This is a genomic window from Streptomyces sp. NPDC044063 (genome assembly GCF_056434285.1).
The window spans coordinates 1-16,918 of the sequence record NZ_JBWKFM010000042.1; the positions used below are offsets into that span (position 1 = coordinate 1).

Here is a 16,918-nt window from a genome sequence, read left to right on the forward strand (position 1 = left end):
CCCCCCCCCCCCCCCCCCCCCCCCCCCCCCCCCCCCCCCCCCCCCCCCCCCCCCCCCCCCCCCCCCCCCCCCCCCCCCCCCCCCCCCCCCCCCCCGCCACCGGCCGTTCGTCACCGGCCGTTCGTCACCGGCCGTTCGTCACCGGCCGTTCGTCACCGGCCGTTCGTCACCGGCCCGGCGGTGTCACCAGCCGCGCTCGCGCCACTCCGCGAGGTGGGGGCGCTCGGCGCCCAGCGTCGTGTCGTTGCCGTGGCCCGGGTAGACCCAGGTCTCGTCGGACAGCTCGCCGAAGATCTTGGTCTCGACGTCGTGGAGGAGGCTGGCGAAGGCCTTGGGGTCGTCGTGGGTGTTGCCCACGCCGCCCGGGAAGAGGCAGTCGCCGGTGAAGACGTGCGCGTGACCGTGCGGGTCGTCGTACACCAGGGCGATGCTGCCCGGGGTGTGGCCGACCAGGTGGCGGGCCGTCAGTTCCACATTGCCCACGCGGATCGTGTCCCCGTCGTCGACCAGTACGTCGGTCGGCACCGGGATGCCCTCGGCGTCGTGCCGGCCAGCGTACGTGCGCGCTCCGGTGGTGTCCACGACCTCGCGCAGCGCGCCCCAGTGGTCCGCGTGCTGATGGGTCGTGACCACCGAGGCGATGCCGCCGTCGCCGATCAGGGAGAGCAGGGTGTGCGGCTCGGCGGCGGCGTCGACGAGCAGCTGCTCGTCCGTCGCGCGGCAGCGCAGCAGATAGGCGTTGTTGTTCATCGGTCCGACCGCGACCTTGGAGATCATCAGATCGGCCAACTCGTGTACGTCCGCAGGTCCGCCGACCTCGACCGCTCCGCTGTACGTCATGGAGATCACCCTATAGCGCGGGCAGGACGGGCAGCGGAGCGCCACCCGTTTCCAGTCCCGCGCCGTCGCGCCGGCCCGCCAGCCAGCCCAGCAGGTCGGCCGGGGTGCCGCCGACCGTCACCGGGTCGCCCTCCGTGCCCCCGGTGCGCCACTGGTGGCCGTCGGTCGCGACCAGCCGGATCACGGGGAGGGAGGCGTCGCCGGAGAAGCGGTCGGCGAGGAACGCGATCTCGCGGCCGGTGAAGTCGGCCGGCAGGTCCTCCAGTTCGTAGCCGACGCCGAGGTCGACGTGGTGCAGCTCGACCTCGATGAGGCGGCGGAAGGGGATGCGGGAGGCGAGCTCGATCACGCCGTTGCGCATCTCGACGCGGCGGTCGGGGTCGCCGGGCCGGCCGGCCGTGCGCAGCAGGGCCTCGGTGCTCTCGCGCAGGTCGGCGACGTGCGTGGCGAGGGAGCGGGGGGCGTCGCGCTCGATGTCGGCCTCGCGGGCCTCGGCGCTCGCGTACATCGGGCGGCCCTCGAGGACGTTCACCAAGGCGTCGGCGTTGCGCGCGAGGTGGGCCAGGACGTGGCCACGGGTCCAGCCGGGAAGCCGTGACGGCCCGGCCACGACGGCGTTGTCCAGGTCGTCCACGCCGGCGAGCGAGGAGAGCAGCCGGTCCGTCGCCTCACGTACGGCGTTCAGGTCGTGCACATGATCACTCATGCCGCCGACGATAGCCCCGCCACTCCTTCGGGTGAAGGAGTCGGCTCACCGCCGTAAATCGAATATGCGTGCTATAGGCTCGTGAGTGGGCCTCGCCGCCGCCATCCGGGTGGCCCGTGGTTGTCAGAGGCTCCCCGTACTCTGGATCGAGGGGCGCGGCTCCACCCCCCAAGCGCTCTCCAGAGCCGACTCTCACGAAAGGTGCCGACCCGCGTGACCGACCGTCTCATCGTCCGTGGCGCTCGCGAGCACAACCTCAAGAACGTCTCGCTCGACCTCCCGCGCGACTCCCTGATCGTCTTCACGGGGCTCTCGGGATCGGGCAAGTCGTCGCTCGCGTTCGACACGATCTTCGCGGAGGGGCAGCGCCGTTACGTCGAGTCGCTCTCCTCCTACGCACGGCAGTTCCTCGGGCAGATGGACAAGCCCGACGTGGACTTCATCGAGGGCCTGTCCCCGGCCGTCTCCATCGACCAGAAGTCGACCTCGCGCAACCCGCGCTCGACGGTCGGCACGATCACCGAGGTCTACGACTACCTCCGCCTGCTCTTCGCCCGGATCGGCAAGCCGCACTGCCCCGAGTGCGCGCGGCCGATCTCCCGCCAGTCGCCGCAGGCCATCGTGGACCGGGTGCTGGAGCTGCCCGAGGGCAGCCGCTTCCAGGTGCTCTCCCCGCTGGTGCGCGAGCGCAAGGGCGAGTTCGTCGATCTCTTCGCCGACCTCCAGACCAAGGGGTACAGCCGGGCCCGGGTCGACGGTGAGACGATCCAGCTCACCGACCCGCCGAAGCTGAAGAAGCAGGAGAAGCACACCATCGAGGTGGTCGTCGACCGCCTCACCGTCAAGGAGAGCGCCAAGCGCCGGCTGACCGACTCGGTCGAGACCGCCCTGGGCCTGTCCGGCGGCATGGTCGTCCTCGACTTCGTCGACCTCCCCGAGGACGACCCCGAGCGTGAGCGGATGTTCTCCGAGCACCTCTACTGCCCGTACGACGACCTGTCCTTCGAGGAGCTCGAGCCGCGCTCGTTCTCCTTCAACTCGCCCTTCGGCGCCTGCCCCGACTGCACCGGCATCGGCACGCGCATGGAGGTCGACCCCGAGCTGATCGTCCCGGACGAGGACAAGTCCCTCGACGAGGGCGCGATCAGCCCCTGGTCGCACGGCCACACCAAGGACTACTTCGGCCGGCTGGTCGGCGCCCTCGCCGACGCGCTCGGCTTCCGCACCGACATCCCCTGGGCCGGGCTGCCCCAGCGGGCCAGGAAGGCCCTGCTCCACGGCCACAAGACCCAGATCGAGGTCCGCTACCGCAACCGCTACGGCCGCGAGCGCGCCTACACCACCGCCTTCGAGGGCGCGGTGCCCTTCGTCAAGCGGCGCCACTCCGAGGCCGAGAGCGACGCCAGCCGCGAGCGCTTCGAGGGCTACATGCGTGAGGTGAACTGCCCCACCTGCGAGGGCACCCGCCTCAAGCCGATCGTCCTCGCCGTCACCGTGCAGGGCCGCTCGATCGCGGAGGTCTCCGCGATGTCGATCAGCGACTGCGCCGACTTCCTGCGCGACATGAAGCTCACCGGCCGCGAGAAGAAGATCGCCGAGCGGGTGCTCAAGGAGGTCAACGAGCGGCTGCGCTTCCTGGTCGACGTCGGCCTGGACTACCTCTCGCTCAACCGCGCGGCCGGCACGCTCTCCGGCGGCGAGGCCCAGCGCATCCGCCTGGCCACCCAGATCGGCTCCGGCCTGGTGGGCGTGCTGTACGTCCTCGACGAGCCCTCCATCGGCCTCCACCAGCGCGACAACCACCGCCTGATCGAGACCCTCGTCCGGCTGCGCGACATGGGCAACACCCTGATCGTCGTCGAGCACGACGAGGACACCATCAAGGTCGCCGACTGGGTCGTCGACATCGGCCCCGGCGCCGGCGAGCACGGCGGCAAGGTCGTCCACAGCGGCCCCCTCACGGAGCTGCTGAGCAGCGAGGCCTCCATGACCGGGCAGTACCTGTCCGGCCGGAAGTCCATCGCCACGCCCGACGTGCGCCGCCCGGTGGACCCGACGCGCCGGCTGACCGTGCGCGGGGCCCGGGAGAACAACCTCCGCGACATCGACGTGTCCTTCCCCCTCGGGGTGCTCACGGCCGTCACGGGCGTCTCCGGTTCCGGCAAGTCGACGCTGGTCAACGACATCCTCTACACCCACCTCGCGCGGGAGCTCAACGCCGCCCGCGCCGTGCCCGGCCGGCACACCCGGGTGGACGGCGACGACCTGGTCGACAAGGTCGTCCACGTCGACCAGTCGCCCATCGGCCGCACCCCGCGCTCCAACCCGGCCACGTACACCGGCGTCTTCGACCACGTCCGCAAGCTGTTCGCCGAGACCATGGAGGCGAAGGTCCGGGGCTATCTGCCCGGTCGCTTCTCCTTCAACGTCAAGGGCGGCCGCTGCGAGAACTGCTCCGGCGACGGCACCATCAAGATCGAGATGAACTTCCTGCCGGACGTGTACGTCCCGTGCGAGGTCTGCCACGGAGCGCGCTACAACCGGGAGACCCTGGAGGTCCACTACAAGGGCAAGTCCATCGCCGAGGTGCTGGACATGCCGATCGAGGAGGCGCTCGAGTTCTTCGAGGCCGTGCCCACGATCGCCCGCCACCTGCGCACCCTCCACGAGGTCGGCCTGGGCTACGTCCGCCTCGGCCAGTCCGCGCCGACGCTCTCCGGCGGCGAGGCCCAGCGCGTCAAGCTCGCCAGCGAGCTGCAGAAGCGTTCGACCGGGCGGACGGTCTACGTCCTCGACGAGCCGACGACCGGTCTGCACTTCGAGGACATCAGCAAGCTGATCTCCGTGCTGTCCGGCCTGGTCGACAAGGGCAACACCGTGATCGTGATCGAGCACAACCTCGACGTGATCAAGACCGCCGACTGGGTCGTCGACATGGGCCCCGAGGGCGGCTCGGGCGGTGGCCTCGTCGTCGCCGAGGGCACACCGGAGGACGTCGCCTCGGTCCCCGCCAGCCACACCGGCAAGTTCCTGCGGGACATCCTGGGCGACCGCGTCAGCGACGCGGCCCCGGCCACGGTGCCGGCGGCGCGCAAGCCCGCCAGGAAGGCCGCCGCGACGAAGGCCGTGACGACGAAGGCCGTGACGGCCAAGTCCGCGACCGCGAAGTCCGGGGCCAAGGCGGCGGCGAAGAAGACCGTGGCGAAGAAGACGGCCGCCCCCGCCAAGAAGGCCACGGCGCGGGCACGCAAGGCCTAGCGGAAGCATCGCACCGGGGGCCGGGCCACCAGCGGCCCGGCCCCCGTCAGCCGGCCAGCTCGCTCGCGTACGGCGGTTCCGCCCCCGGGCGGGTGCAGGTCAGGGCGGCGGCGCGGGCCGCGAAGGCCAGGACGTCCGTCCAGGCGGCGCCGTCCAGGGCGGCCAGCCCGGCCCGGGAGAGCGCGCCCTCCGCCGCCAGCCGGTGCAGCAGCGCCGCGTTCACGGTGTCGCCCGCCCCGATGGTGTCCACCACGTCCACGGCCTCGGCCGGCACGGCGTGGGAGCGGCCCCCGGGAAGGTGCACCGACAGCCCCTCGCCGCCTCGGGTCACCACCACGGCCGCCGGGCCCCGCTCCGCCCACGCCTCGGCCGGCCCGCCCAGCCACGCGGCGTCCTCGGCCGACAGCTTCAGCAGGGTGACGTCCGGCAGCCAGGAGCGGAAGCGCTCGCGGTGGGCGGCGGCGTCCGGGATGATGCCCGGCCGGATGTTCGGGTCGAGCAGGGTGAAGACCCCGCGCCGGGCCTCCCGGCGCAGCAGCGCCTCGTAGGCGCCGGCACCCGGCTCCAGGACCAGCGAGCAGGTCCCCAGGCACAGGGCCGGGGCGGCCTCCGGCAGCGGGCCCGGCAGCTCGAAGAGGCGGTCGGCCGTGCCGCCCGCGTAGAAGCCGTAGCCCGCCGAACCGTCCGGGCCGACGGCCGCCACCGCGAGCGTCGTCGGCTCCGGGCCCCGCTGGACCAGCGAGACGTCCACCCCCGCGTCCCGCAGCCCGTCCAGCAGCGCCTCGCCGAAGCCGTCCGACGACACCCGGGAGCAGAACGCGGCCGGGGTGCCGAGCCGGCCCAGGGCCACCGCCGTGTTGTACGGGCCCCCGCCGCGCCGGGGCAGCAGCGCGGGCAGGCCGTCGTCACCCCCGGGGCCGCCGGGTACGAGGTCGATCAGTGCTTCACCGGCGACGACGATCACAGGAACGGTCCTTTCGACGGGCGAGGTGGGCGAGCGGACGAGGCGGGTCCGGCGGGCCGGACGGGGCGGTGGGCGGAACATGCCCTCCCGGTATTGTCGCTACGTCCTCGCGACGTCCGTGCGCCCGATCCACCCCGCTGGAGCTCCCCATGTCCTCGCCCGCTGTTCCCCCGGCTCCCTCGGCGTCCCGCCGCACCGTGCTGCGCGGTGCCGCCCTGGCCGGGGCCGCCGGGCTCGGCGCCACCGCCTGCGGCGGCGCGACGGGGGCCAAGGGCCCGGCCACCCCGACGGCGCCGGTGGACCTCGGCGCGGTGGGTGACGTACCGGTCGGCGGCGCGCGGCTCTACCGCGAGCAGAAGCTGATCGTCGCCCAGCCCGCCAAGGGCGAGTACAAGGCGTTCAGCGCCGTGTGCACCCACGCCGGCTGCGTGGTCGACAAGGTCGAGGACGGCAAGGTCGTCTGCCCCTGCCACAAGAGCATGTTCGAGGCCGCCACGGGCAAGGTCGTCCAGGGCCCGGCCGGCGCCCCGCTGCCGTCCGTGCCCGTCAAGGCCGAGGGCGGCAAGCTGATCGCCGGCCCCGACGCCTGACCCGCCGGCCCGGCGCGGCGCCGTCCGGCTCCTCAGCACCAGTCCCACGCGATCCCCAGGATTCCCGGCCGCACCCCCTGCTCCACCAGGTGCACCCCCCGGTGGTGCCCCGACAGGGTCAGCTCCTGCTGTCCGCACCGGGGCGCGCCCGCCCCGGCCCGGTGGAAGCGGCGGCAGCGCACCGGCAGGGCGTCGTCGTCGAAGCGCACCTGGAGCACGTACTGCCCGCCCGCGAAGCTGAAGCCCCGGACGTACTCGCTGCTGACGCCGCCCGTGCCGTCGTCGAAGCCGTAGCCGAAGACATAGGTCTCCCCGGCCCGCAGCCGGGTGTCGAAGAGCAGCTCGGTCACCAGCACCCCGGACGCCGTGTGCCACCGCACGCGCCCCACCCGGCAGTTCTCGCCCGCCCGCACGGTCACCCGGGCCGGGTCGCAGCCCGGGTCCCCGTGGTGGATGGCCACGTAGCGGTCCACGCCGTCGCGGTGGGCGCGCACCACGTGATGGGAGTCGCGGCCGCGCATCTCGCGCCCGGCGCCGATGGAGACGCGCTCCAGCTGGCAGACGGTGTGGAGCCCGCCGTCGGCCGGCGACTCCAGCTCGGCCAGCAGCCGTTCCACCGTGCCCGCCTCCTCCACCAGGGAGCGGAACGAGCGCGCGGCCGGCCGGTCCGGGCGGGTGCGGAGCGGCGCCTCGGGGAGTAACCGGGTCAGGGCCTGCGCGGGCAGGTCCAGCACCTCCTCCAGCACCCGTACGGCCCGCAGCGACTCCGCCCGCATGGGCCGCCGGACGCCCTGCTGCCAGTAACTCAGGCTCGTCACCCCGACCTTGACCCCGCGCTGGGCCAGCCGGTGCTGCACCCGGTGCAGGGCGAGGCCGCGCGCCGACAGCGCCGTGCGCAGGGCCAGGTGGAACGGGCCCGTGCGCAGCGCCTGGGCCAGTTCGGCCTCGGCGGCGCGAGTGCTGCTGCGTGCCATCCGCTCGCTCCTCTTGTGCGGGTGAATATTCACGAACGGTGGAAAGGGCCGGGGCGGCCGGGCGTGCCGCATTCCCTTCCGGGCGGGCACCGCGTGTTCACATCCGATTCGATCCGTTCACAGCGTGCTCTTACGCGGTATTGAAGCTGGTTGACCAGTCCCCGACAACACCCGATGCTCCTCACACGCGTCCGGACGCGCTCCTCCACCACAACCCCCCGCCACGGGAGGAACGCGATAATGACCCGTGCTTCGGCATCGGCTCCCACAGGAAAAACCCGCATACGGGGCAGACGGCTGTCCCTCGCGGCACTCGTCGCCTCCGTCCTGCTCTCCGTCCCCACCACGGCGAGCGCGGCCACCGGCGACCAGGCGCCTCTGCGTGCGGCGAAGCGCCTGAACATCACCATGCAGGCCCAGCAGAACAGCAATTGGTGCTGGGCCGCCTCCGGAAACACCATCGCGACCTGGTTCGGCCGCAATTACAGCCAGAACCAGTTCTGCAATGCCGCCTTCAACCGCCAGCAGGGCACCACGTGCCCCAACAACCAGGCCACGCTGGGCAATGTGCAGAACGCCCTCGGCTGGGCCGGTATCAACCAGGGCTCCTATGTGAGCGGATGGCTGCGCTACGCGACCGTGCAGAGTGAAATCAACGCGGGGCGCCCGATCGAGACCCGTATCCAGTGGTCCTCCGGCGGCGGCCACATGCACGTCGTCTACGGCTACGACGACGCGAACGGAATGGTCTACTGGGGCGATCCCTGGCCCTCCAGCAACCGCTACAACTGGGCGTCCCACAACTGGTACGTGAACAACAACGAGTTCGCGTGGACCCACTCGCTCTACCGGATCGGAGCGTGAGGGCGATGACCGACCGCCGTACCGTCTCCCGCGCGGCAGCCACGGGCGCCCTGACCGCCGCCCTCCTCGGGCTCGCGCCCCTCGCGCACGCCGCACCACCCCCGGTGGCCCCCACACCCCCGCCCGCCGCGGGCGTCGCCGCCGCCCACGAGGCGGCCGCCGCCCCCGGCACGCTCGACACCCTCTCCCGCTTCTTCGCCCGCGACGGCGCGCTCGCCGCGAACACGGCGCGCCCGCGGATCGAGGGCGACACGGTGCCCGTGTACACCCTCTCGCCGCGCTTCGTGGCGGGCGCCGAGGGCGCCGCGATCGCCGAGCTCGACTTCCTGGCCAGCGCGGCCGTCGCCGCCGACGGCGGCAAGGCGTCGGTGTGGACGGCGCGCACCGGGGACGCGTGGAAGGTCGTCAACATCGCCACCGGCGACGACGAGACCCGCTACGCCGCCGAGGGCGCGCGCCGGCTCGGCGGCGGCACGGTCTTCCGCGAGCCCCAGATCAACGCCTGGTACGTGCAGCGCGGCGAGCGGGTGCTGCCGCTCGACGAGGACGCCGTCCGCGCGATCGGCGACAAGGGCACCACCGTCGACGCGTACCGGGCCCGGGTGCGCAAGGCCTACGCCGACAAGCTGCCCGGCTCCGCCTACGCCAGGAAGGGCGCGGCCGGCGGCTTCGGCGAGGACGCCGCCGCGGCCGGCGGCGGGGCGGACCGTCCGGCGACCGCGGCGCCGTCGGGCGACGCCGGCCCGCCGGTCACCGCCACCACGGCGACGGCCGGCGGGGCGGCGGCCCTGGGCCTGGGTCTCGCGGTCGTGGCGGCCCGCAGGCTGCGGCGCCGCTGACCCCGGCCGGACCGGCCGCGGCCCCGGTGGGCGAGGAGCCCGCCGGGGCCGCGGTCACGCCCGGACCCCGCCCGGCTGGACGATGGAGTTGTCACTGCCCGCAAGTAGGGTGTGTGACATGGCCGACCCCAGCAGCTACCGACCCAAGCCGGGACAGATCCCCGACTCGCCGGGGGTCTACAGATTCCGGGACGAGCACGGCCGCGTGATCTACGTCGGGAAGGCGAAGAGCCTGCGCCAGCGGCTCTCCTCGTACTTCCAGGACCTCGCCGGCCTCCATCCCCGCACCCGGACCATGGTCACCACGGCCGCCTCCGTGGAGTGGACCGTGGTCTCCACCGAGGTCGAGGCGCTGCAGCTGGAGTACTCCTGGATCAAGGAGTACGACCCCCGCTTCAATGTGAAGTACCGCGACGACAAGAGCTACCCCTCGCTCGCCGTCACGCTGAACGAGGAGTTCCCGCGCGTCCAGGTCATGCGCGGCCCCAAGAAGAAGGGCGTGCGCTACTTCGGCCCGTACGCCCACGCCTGGGCCATCCGCGAGACCGTCGACCTGATGCTGCGCGTCTTCCCCGTCCGCACCTGCTCCGCCGGGGTGTTCAAGCGCTCCGCCCAGATCGGCCGTCCCTGCCTGCTGGGCTACATCGGCAAGTGCTCGGCGCCCTGCGTCGGCCGGGTCAGCGCCGAGGAGCACCGCGAACTCGCCGAAGAGTTCTGCGACTTCATGGCCGGCCGTACCGGCGCGTACATCCGCCGTTTGGAACGGGGGATGCACGATGCCGCCGAGGAGATGGAGTACGAGAAGGCGGCCCGGCTGCGTGACGACATAGAGGCGCTCAAGCGCGCCATGGAGAAGAACGCCGTCGTGCTGGCCGACGCCACCGACGCCGACCTGATCGCGGTCGCCGAGGACGAACTCGAGGCGGCCGTGCAGATCTTCCATGTCCGCGGCGGCCGGGTGCGCGGCCAGCGCGGCTGGGTCACCGACAAGGTCGAGGCCGTCGACACCGCCGGCCTCGTCGAGCACGCCCTGCAGCAGCTGTACGGCGAGGAGAGCGGCGACGCGGTCCCCAGGGAGGTCCTCGTCCCCGCGCTGCCCGAGCCGGTGGAGCCGGTCGTGCAGTGGCTCACCGGGCGCCGGGGCGCGCGGGTCGACCTGCGCATCCCGCAGCGCGGCGACAAGAAGGACCTGATGGCCACGGTCCAGCGCAACGCCCAGCAGGCCCTCGTCCTCCACAAGACGAAGCGCGCCTCCGACCTGACCACCCGCTCCCGCGCCCTGGAGGAGATCGCCGAGGCCCTCGACCTGGACTCCGCGCCGCTGCGCATCGAGTGCTTCGACATCTCCCACCTCCAGGGACAGGACGTCGTGGCGTCCATGGTCGTCTTCGAGGACGGCCTGGCCCGCAAGAGCGAGTACCGCCGCTTCCAGATCAAGAGCTTCGAGGGCCAGGACGACGTCCGCTCGATGCACGAGGTCGTCTCCCGCCGCTTCCGCCGCTATGTGCGGGAGAAGCTGAAGACGGGGGAGTGGGCCGAGGAGGCCCCGGGCGACGAGCACGGCGGCGAGGTCCCCGCCGAGGTCCCCGAGGGGAACGGCGACCGGCCCAAGCGCTTCGCCTACCCCCCGCAGCTGGTGGTCGTCGACGGCGGGCAGCCGCAGGTCGCCGCCGCCCAGCGGGCGCTGGACGAGCTCGGGATCACCGACGTGGCCGTCTGCGGCCTGGCCAAGCGCCTGGAGGAGGTCTGGCTGCCCGGCGAGGACGACCCCGTCGTCCTGCCCCGCACCAGCGAGGGCCTCTACCTCCTGCAGCGGGTCCGTGACGAGGCGCACCGCTTCGCGATCACCTACCAGCGCGGCAAGCGGAGCAAGGCGCTGCGGGCCGGGCCCCTCGACGCGGTCCCCGGCCTCGGCGAGACCCGCAAGCAGGCCCTGCTGAAGCACTTCGGCTCGCTGAAGAAGCTGCGGGCCGCCACCGTCGAGCAGATCTGCGAGACGCCCGGCATCGGCCGGAAGACGGCCGAGACGATCGCCGCGGCGCTGGCCGGCGCGGAGCGGCCCGCACCGGCTGTCAACATGGCCACGGGCGAGATCATGGACGACGCGGAGGAATGATGGACCTGGCCGAACGGGAAGCCGAACGGGAACCGGGCCCGCCGAGGCCGCAGTATGGAAGACGGGACGGCGCCCCGGGCGTCGTCGGCAGAACGGGGGAAAGCGCATGAACGTGACCGAGCGGGACGGAGCACAGGTGAGTACGGGCACGACGACGGCGGACGCCGGCGCCGAGGCGGCGGGCATCCCCGAGCTGGTGATCATCTCCGGCATGTCCGGGGCGGGGCGCAGCACCGCCGCGAAATGTCTGGAGGACCTCGGCTGGTTCGTGGTGGACAATCTGCCGCCCGCCCTGATCCCCACCATGGTGGACCTCGGCGCCCGCTCCCAGGGCAACGTGGCCCGCATCGCGGTCGTCGTGGACGTCCGCGGCCGGCGCTTCTTCGACAACCTCCGCGAGTCGCTCGCCGACCTGGAGGCCAAGAAGGTCAAGCGGCGGGTGATCTTCCTGGAGGCGTCCGACGACGCCCTCGTGCGCCGCTTCGAGTCGGTGCGCCGCCCCCACCCCCTCCAGGGCTCCGGGCGCATCGTCGACGGCATCGCCGCCGAGCGCGACCTGCTCCGCGAGCTGCGCGGCGACGCCGACCTGGTCATCGACACCTCCAGCCTCAACGTCCACGAGCTGCGCGCCAAGCTGGACGCCCAGTTCGCCGGCGAGGAGGAGCCCGAGCTGCGGGCCACCGTGATGTCCTTCGGCTTCAAGTACGGCCTGCCCGTCGACGCCGACCTCGTCGTGGACTGCCGCTTCCTGCCCAACCCGCACTGGGTGCCGGAGCTGCGCCCCTTCACGGGCCTCAACGAGGAGGTGTCCGGCTACGTCTTCAACCAGCCCGGCGCCAAGGAGTTCCTCGACCGCTACACCGAGCTGCTCCAGCTCATCGCCGCCGGCTACCGCCGCGAGGGCAAGCGCTACGTGACGATCGCGGTCGGCTGCACCGGCGGCAAGCACCGCTCCGTCGCCATGTCCGAGAAGCTCGCCCACCGCCTCGTCTCGGAGGGCGTCGAGACGGTCGTCGTGCACCGTGACATGGGGCGCGAGTGACCGGCCGCACCTTCCGGATGCGCCGCGTCCGCAAGCTGGTGCCCGGCCGTGGGAACGGCCGGGCCGCCGGCCGTGCGCGGCGCGGCGCACAGCCCAAGGTCGTGGCCCTCGGCGGCGGCCACGGGCTGTCCGCCTCGCTCGCGGCCCTGCGCCGCATCACCGGCGACCTCACCGCGGTCGTCACCGTCGCCGACGACGGCGGCTCCAGCGGCCGGCTCCGCGACGAGCTGGGCGTGCTGCCCCCCGGTGACCTGCGCAAGGCGCTGGCCGCGCTGTGCGGCGACGACGAGTGGGGCCAGACCTGGTCCCGAGTGATCAAGCACCGTTTCGAGAGCCGTGGCGACCTCCACGACCACGCCGTCGGCAATCTGCTGATCGTCGCCCTCTGGGAACAGCTGGGCGACCACGTCCAGGCCCTGGACCTGGTCGGCAAGCTGCTCGGCGCGCACGGCCGGGTGCTGCCCATGTCGGCGGTCCCGCTGGAGCTCCAGGCGCTCGTCAAGGGCCACGACCCGGCCGCCCCCGACGCCGTCGGCACCGTGCGCGGCCAGGCCACCGTGGCGCTCACCCCGGGCGAGGTGCAGTCCGTGCACGTCGTCCCCGAGGACCCGCCGGCCGTGCCGGAGGCCGTCGAGGCCGTGCTGGACGCGGACTGGGTGGTGCTCGGCCCCGGCTCCTGGTTCTCCTCCGTCATCCCCCACCTGCTCGTGCCCGAGCTCCTCCAGGCCCTGCAGGAGACCAAGGCGCGCCGGGTGCTGTCGTTGAATCTCGCGCCGCAGCCCGGGGAAACCGATGGGTTCTCTCCGCAGCGTCATTTGGAGGTTTTGGCCCGACACGCCCCTAAACTCGCCCTGGACGTGGTGCTGGCCGACGAGGCCGCCGTGCCCGACCGGCAGAGCCTCACCGACGCCGCCAAGCGGCTGGGGGCCACGGTCGAGCTGGCGCCGGTCGCCTCGCCCGACGGCTCCCCGACGCACGATCCGGAGCTGTTGGCCGCCGCGTACGACCGTATTTTTCGGATGCATGGAAGGATCGGCCCATGGCGATGACGGCAGCGGTGAAGGACGAGATCTCCCGGCTTCCCGTCACCCGGACCTGCTGCCGGAAAGCGGAGGTCTCGGCGATCCTGCGCTTCGCGGGCGGTCTGCACCTGGTCAGCGGACGCATCGTGATCGAGGCGGAGCTGGACACCGGGATCGCCGCCCGGAGGCTGCGCAAGGACATCCTGGAGATCTTCGGTCATGCCTCCGACCTGGTGGTGATGGCCCCCGGCGGGCTGCGCCGCGGCAGCAGGTACGTGGTGCGGGTGGTGGCGGGCGGTGACCAGCTGGCGCGCCAGACCGGCCTGGTCGACGGCCGCGGCCGGCCGATCCGCGGGCTGCCCCCGCAGGTCGTCTCGGGTGCCACCTGCGACGCGGAGGCCGCCTGGCGCGGGGCCTTCCTGGCGCACGGTTCGCTCACCGAGCCCGGCCGTTCCTCCTCCCTGGAGGTGACCTGCCCCGGCCCGGAGGCGGCGCTGGCGCTGGTCGGCGCGGCCCGCCGACTGCAGATCGCGGCCAAGGCCCGGGAGGTCCGCGGAGTGGACCGGGTCGTCGTCCGGGACGGTGATGCCATCGGCGCGCTGTTGACGCGCCTGGGTGCCCACGAGTCCGTGCTGGCCTGGGAGGAGCGGCGGATGCGCCGCGAGGTGCGGGCCACCGCCAACCGCCTGGCCAATTTCGACGACGCCAACCTCCGCCGCTCGGCGCGCGCCGCCGTCGCGGCGGGCGCGCGCGTGCAGCGGGCGCTGGAGATCCTCGGCGAGGAGGTCCCCGAGCACCTCGCGGCCGCCGGCCGGCTGCGCATGGAGCACAAGCAGGCCTCCCTGGAGGAGCTGGGCGCCCTCGCGGACCCGCCGCTGACCAAGGACGCCGTCGCCGGGCGGATCCGCCGCCTGCTGGCCATGGCCGACAAGCGGGCCCAGGACCTGGGCATCCCCGGCACCGAGTCCAACCTCTCCGACATCGCGGACCTCTCCGAGGAGATGGCCGAGAACATGGCCGGCTGAGCGCCGCCGTCCGCACCTCCCGTCCGCCCCCGTCGCCCGCTCCAGGGCGGCGGGGGCGTCGTCGTGCCGTACGGGCCGCCCGGCGCGAAAGGCGTCGTTGACATGATCATGATGGGTTACCAGGCTGGCGGCCACGCACGCACGTGGCAGACAACAGCAAGGGGGGCTCATGAGACGCAGAACGGGTTCCGTTCTCGCGGTGGCTTCGCTGTTCCTCGGCGGACTCGCCGCCACGCCGTACGCCCACGCGTCGCCGGCCGCTCCACCGGCCCGGCCGGCGGCCCCGCCGGCCGCCTCCGACGACGCCCTGTCCGTCTGGACCGCCGAGGTCACCGCGGCCCAGGTCCCGCTGCTGCTCAGGGCCGGCATCGACGGTCACGAACTGGGCGAGCGCGTCACCGGGGGCAGGACGGTCACCGTCGAACTCCACCTCACCGCCGGCCAGGCCCGGGAGCTGCGCGGCCAGGGCGTGGACCTCACCGAGAAGCGCCCCCGCCGCGGGCTCGCCGCCCAGCCCGCCGGCGACGGCGTCTTCCGCCCGTACAGCGGGCCGAAGGGGCTCCAGCGGGAGATCAGGGACACCGCCCGCGCCCACCCGGACCTGACCAAGGTCGTCAGCATCGGCAGGACCGTACGGGGCCAGGACATCCTCGCCCTGAAGGTGTCCCGGAACGCCGCGCGCGCCGCCGACGGCTCCCGGCCCGCCGTGCTCTACATGTCCAACCAGCACGCGCGCGAGTGGATCACGCCGGAGACGACCCGCCGGCTGATGCACCACTACCTCGACCGCTACGGCAAGGACGACCGCGTCACGCGGATCGTGGACTCCACCGAGCTGTGGTTCGTCCTCTCCGCCAACCCCGACGGCTACGACTACACCTTCACCGGCCCCGACACCCGGCTCTGGCGCAAGAACCTCCGCGACAACAACGGCGACGGCCGGATCACCCCCGGCGACGGCGTGGACCTCAACCGCAACTTCCCCTACAAGTGGGGCTACGACAACGAGGGTTCGTCCCCCCGGCCGGCCTCGGAGACCTACCGCGGACCGGCCCCCGCCTCCGAGCCGGAGACGAAGGCGCTGGACGCCTTCGAGAAGCGCGTCGGCTTCCGCTACGCCGTCAACTACCACTCCGCGGCCGAGCTGATCCTCTACGGCGTGGGCTGGCAGGTGGCCACCCCCACCCCCGACGACGTCCTCTACCGGGCGCTCGCCGGGACGCCCGACAAGCCCGCGATCCCCGGCTACCGCCCGCAGCTCTCCTCCGAGCTCTACACCACCAACGGCGAGGCCGACGGCCACGCGGGCAACGTCAACGGCGTCATGATGTTCACCCCCGAGATGTCGACCTGCCAGACCGCCTCCAAGGCCGACCCGAACGACCGCTGGGACCCCGCCGACTGCCGTTCCTCGTTCATCTTCCCCGACGACGAGAAACTGATCCGGCAGGAGTTCGAGAAGAACATCCCCTTCGCCCTCTCCGTCGCCGAGACCGCGGCCCGGGGCGACGTCCCCGTCTCCTCCGTCGGCCTGAGCGCCCCCGACTTCACCCCGCACGCGTTCCCCACCTCCTCCGCGCGCGGCGGGGCGCAGACCGTGGCCGTCACCGCCCGCAAGAGCGTCCGCGACAAGCGTCTCAACTACCGGATCGACGGCGGGCGCACGCGCACCGAGGAACTGCGGGCCTGGGACGGCGGCGACCGCTTCGGCGGCGAGGACAACATCCGCTTCGACCAGTACCGCGCCAGGGTCGAGGGCGCCCGCCCCGGCTCCACCGTCACCGTCTGGTTCACCGGCCGCACCCGCGAGGGCCGGGCGACCGCGAGCGAGCCCTTCACCTACACCGTGGCCACGACGCCCCGCGCCGACACCCTGGTGATCGCCGACGAGGGCGGCAAGGCGCCCGCGCGCGACGCCGCCGCCTACACCAAGGCGCTCGCCGACAACGGCCGCAGGGCCGCCGTCTGGGACGTGGCACGGCAGGGCGCGCCCTCCGCGCTGGGCGTGCTCTCCCACTACGACACCGTGCTGTGGTACTCCGGCACCGCCGCCCCCGACGGCGCCACCCTGCTGGCCGTCCGCGACTTCGTCAACGAGGGCGGCAAGCTGATCACCGCCGGCACCAGGGCGGGCGGCGACGTACGGATCGGCGAGGCCGACACCGACGACTTCGCCCAGTACTACCTGGGCGCGGGCGCCCGTACCTCGTTCGCCCGGGCCGCGCGCTTCACCGGCACGGGAGAGCTCACGGGCACCACGGCCGCCCTCGGCGCCGGTGGAGCCCCGCTGGCGCTCGCCGGGGCCTACCGCCCGATCTCGGACGAACTGCCACCCGGGACCTTCCCGCGGTTCCGCAGCGCAGCCGCCGGCGAGTACCGCGCGCCGGTGACGCAGGGTGACGACGGCGGGGCGCCGCGAGCCCCCACCGCCGCGGCCGTCACCACCCGGGACACCGTCCTTCTGGGCTTCGGTCTCGAGCACGTGTCCGACCCCCGCGAGCGGGCCGGGCTGGTCGGTGCCGCATTGCGCGCGATCGGCGGCTGACCTGCAGCTGAGCGCGTCCGAGCACGGCTGAGCGCGCCCAAGAAGCCCCCGCCGCCAATGTCACGTACCTCCCTTGTTAGAGGTAGGGTCGGTGGTGGTCGGGGACATCCCAATACAGCCGCCGGCGGACAGC

Annotated in this window: 12 protein-coding genes and 1 pseudogene; 9 read left to right on the forward strand and 4 right to left on the reverse strand. The window is 73.1% G+C overall.

Annotation, left to right across the window (positions count from 1 at the left end; translation table 11 throughout):
* Window positions 1–183: 183 nt before the first annotated feature.
* Both AC07BS_RS32575 and AC07BS_RS32580 read right to left on the reverse strand, forming a co-directional pair.
* Complete coding sequence (locus tag AC07BS_RS32575; RefSeq protein WP_478935294.1) at window positions 184–840, reverse strand: MBL fold metallo-hydrolase; 657 nt, start codon at window positions 838–840, stop codon at window positions 184–186.
* A gap of 10 nt (window positions 841–850) precedes the next feature.
* Window positions 851–1,546 carry a maleylpyruvate isomerase family mycothiol-dependent enzyme gene (locus tag AC07BS_RS32580; protein ID WP_478935295.1) on the reverse strand — a complete coding sequence of 232 codons (696 nt, stop codon included), beginning with the start codon at window positions 1,544–1,546 and terminating at the stop codon, window positions 851–853.
* 213 nt (window positions 1,547–1,759) lie between these two features.
* On the opposite strand from AC07BS_RS32580, the gene uvrA reads away from it, so the two are divergent.
* The gene (gene uvrA / locus AC07BS_RS32585) at window positions 1,760–4,804 is read left to right on the forward strand and encodes an excinuclease ABC subunit UvrA (protein WP_478648473.1); all 3,045 of its coding nucleotides are present in this window, start codon (window positions 1,760–1,762) and stop codon (window positions 4,802–4,804) included.
* Between the two features lie 46 nt (window positions 4,805–4,850).
* Here the strand turns inward: uvrA and AC07BS_RS32590 are convergent, their stop codons facing one another.
* The gene (locus AC07BS_RS32590) at window positions 4,851–5,768 is read right to left on the reverse strand and encodes a carbohydrate kinase family protein (RefSeq protein ID WP_478935296.1); all 918 of its coding nucleotides are present in this window, start codon (window positions 5,766–5,768) and stop codon (window positions 4,851–4,853) included.
* Window positions 5,769–5,917: 149 nt separating this feature from the next.
* Between AC07BS_RS32590 and AC07BS_RS32595 the strand changes: the two genes are divergently transcribed.
* The gene (locus AC07BS_RS32595) at window positions 5,918–6,358 is read left to right on the forward strand and encodes a Rieske (2Fe-2S) protein (RefSeq protein ID WP_478648477.1); all 441 of its coding nucleotides are present in this window, start codon (window positions 5,918–5,920) and stop codon (window positions 6,356–6,358) included.
* A 32-nt stretch (window positions 6,359–6,390) separates the two neighbouring features.
* Here AC07BS_RS32595 and AC07BS_RS32600 read toward each other — a convergent pair whose 3' ends face one another.
* Complete coding sequence (locus AC07BS_RS32600; protein WP_478648479.1) at window positions 6,391–7,332, reverse strand: hypothetical protein; 942 nt, start codon at window positions 7,330–7,332, stop codon at window positions 6,391–6,393.
* A 240-nt stretch (window positions 7,333–7,572) separates the two neighbouring features.
* On the opposite strand from AC07BS_RS32600, the gene AC07BS_RS32605 reads away from it, so the two are divergent.
* From AC07BS_RS32605 to AC07BS_RS32635, 7 genes and pseudogenes are all read left to right on the forward strand, one after another.
* Window positions 7,573–8,196, forward strand: a complete 624-nt coding sequence (locus AC07BS_RS32605) for a papain-like cysteine protease family protein (protein ID WP_478648481.1) — start codon at window positions 7,573–7,575, stop codon at window positions 8,194–8,196.
* Between the two features lie 5 nt (window positions 8,197–8,201).
* Window positions 8,202–9,035: a hypothetical protein gene (locus AC07BS_RS32610; RefSeq protein ID WP_478935297.1), complete on the forward strand. Its 834-nt coding sequence runs from the start codon at window positions 8,202–8,204 to the stop codon at window positions 9,033–9,035.
* A 118-nt stretch (window positions 9,036–9,153) separates the two neighbouring features.
* Complete coding sequence (gene uvrC / locus AC07BS_RS32615) at window positions 9,154–11,151, forward strand: excinuclease ABC subunit UvrC (RefSeq protein ID WP_478935298.1); 1,998 nt, start codon at window positions 9,154–9,156, stop codon at window positions 11,149–11,151.
* Between the two features lie 106 nt (window positions 11,152–11,257).
* Window positions 11,258–12,193, forward strand: a complete 936-nt coding sequence (rapZ, locus tag AC07BS_RS32620) for an RNase adapter RapZ (RefSeq protein ID WP_478648487.1) — start codon at window positions 11,258–11,260, stop codon at window positions 12,191–12,193.
* Entirely contained in the window at window positions 12,190–13,242 is a 1,053-nt protein-coding gene (locus tag AC07BS_RS32625; RefSeq protein WP_478648489.1) for a gluconeogenesis factor YvcK family protein, read from the forward strand. The genes rapZ and AC07BS_RS32625 overlap by 4 nt, the downstream gene beginning before the upstream one ends.
* On the forward strand, window positions 13,233–14,240 hold the full coding sequence (gene whiA / locus AC07BS_RS32630; RefSeq protein ID WP_478648492.1) for a DNA-binding protein WhiA: 1,008 nt from the start codon (window positions 13,233–13,235) through the stop codon (window positions 14,238–14,240). Before AC07BS_RS32625 ends, whiA begins: the two co-directional genes overlap by 10 nt.
* Window positions 14,241–14,409: 169 nt before the next feature.
* Window positions 14,410–16,617: pseudogene (locus AC07BS_RS32635) on the forward strand (M14 family metallopeptidase); the annotation flags it as partial.
* Between the last annotated feature and the right edge of the window lie 301 nt (window positions 16,618–16,918).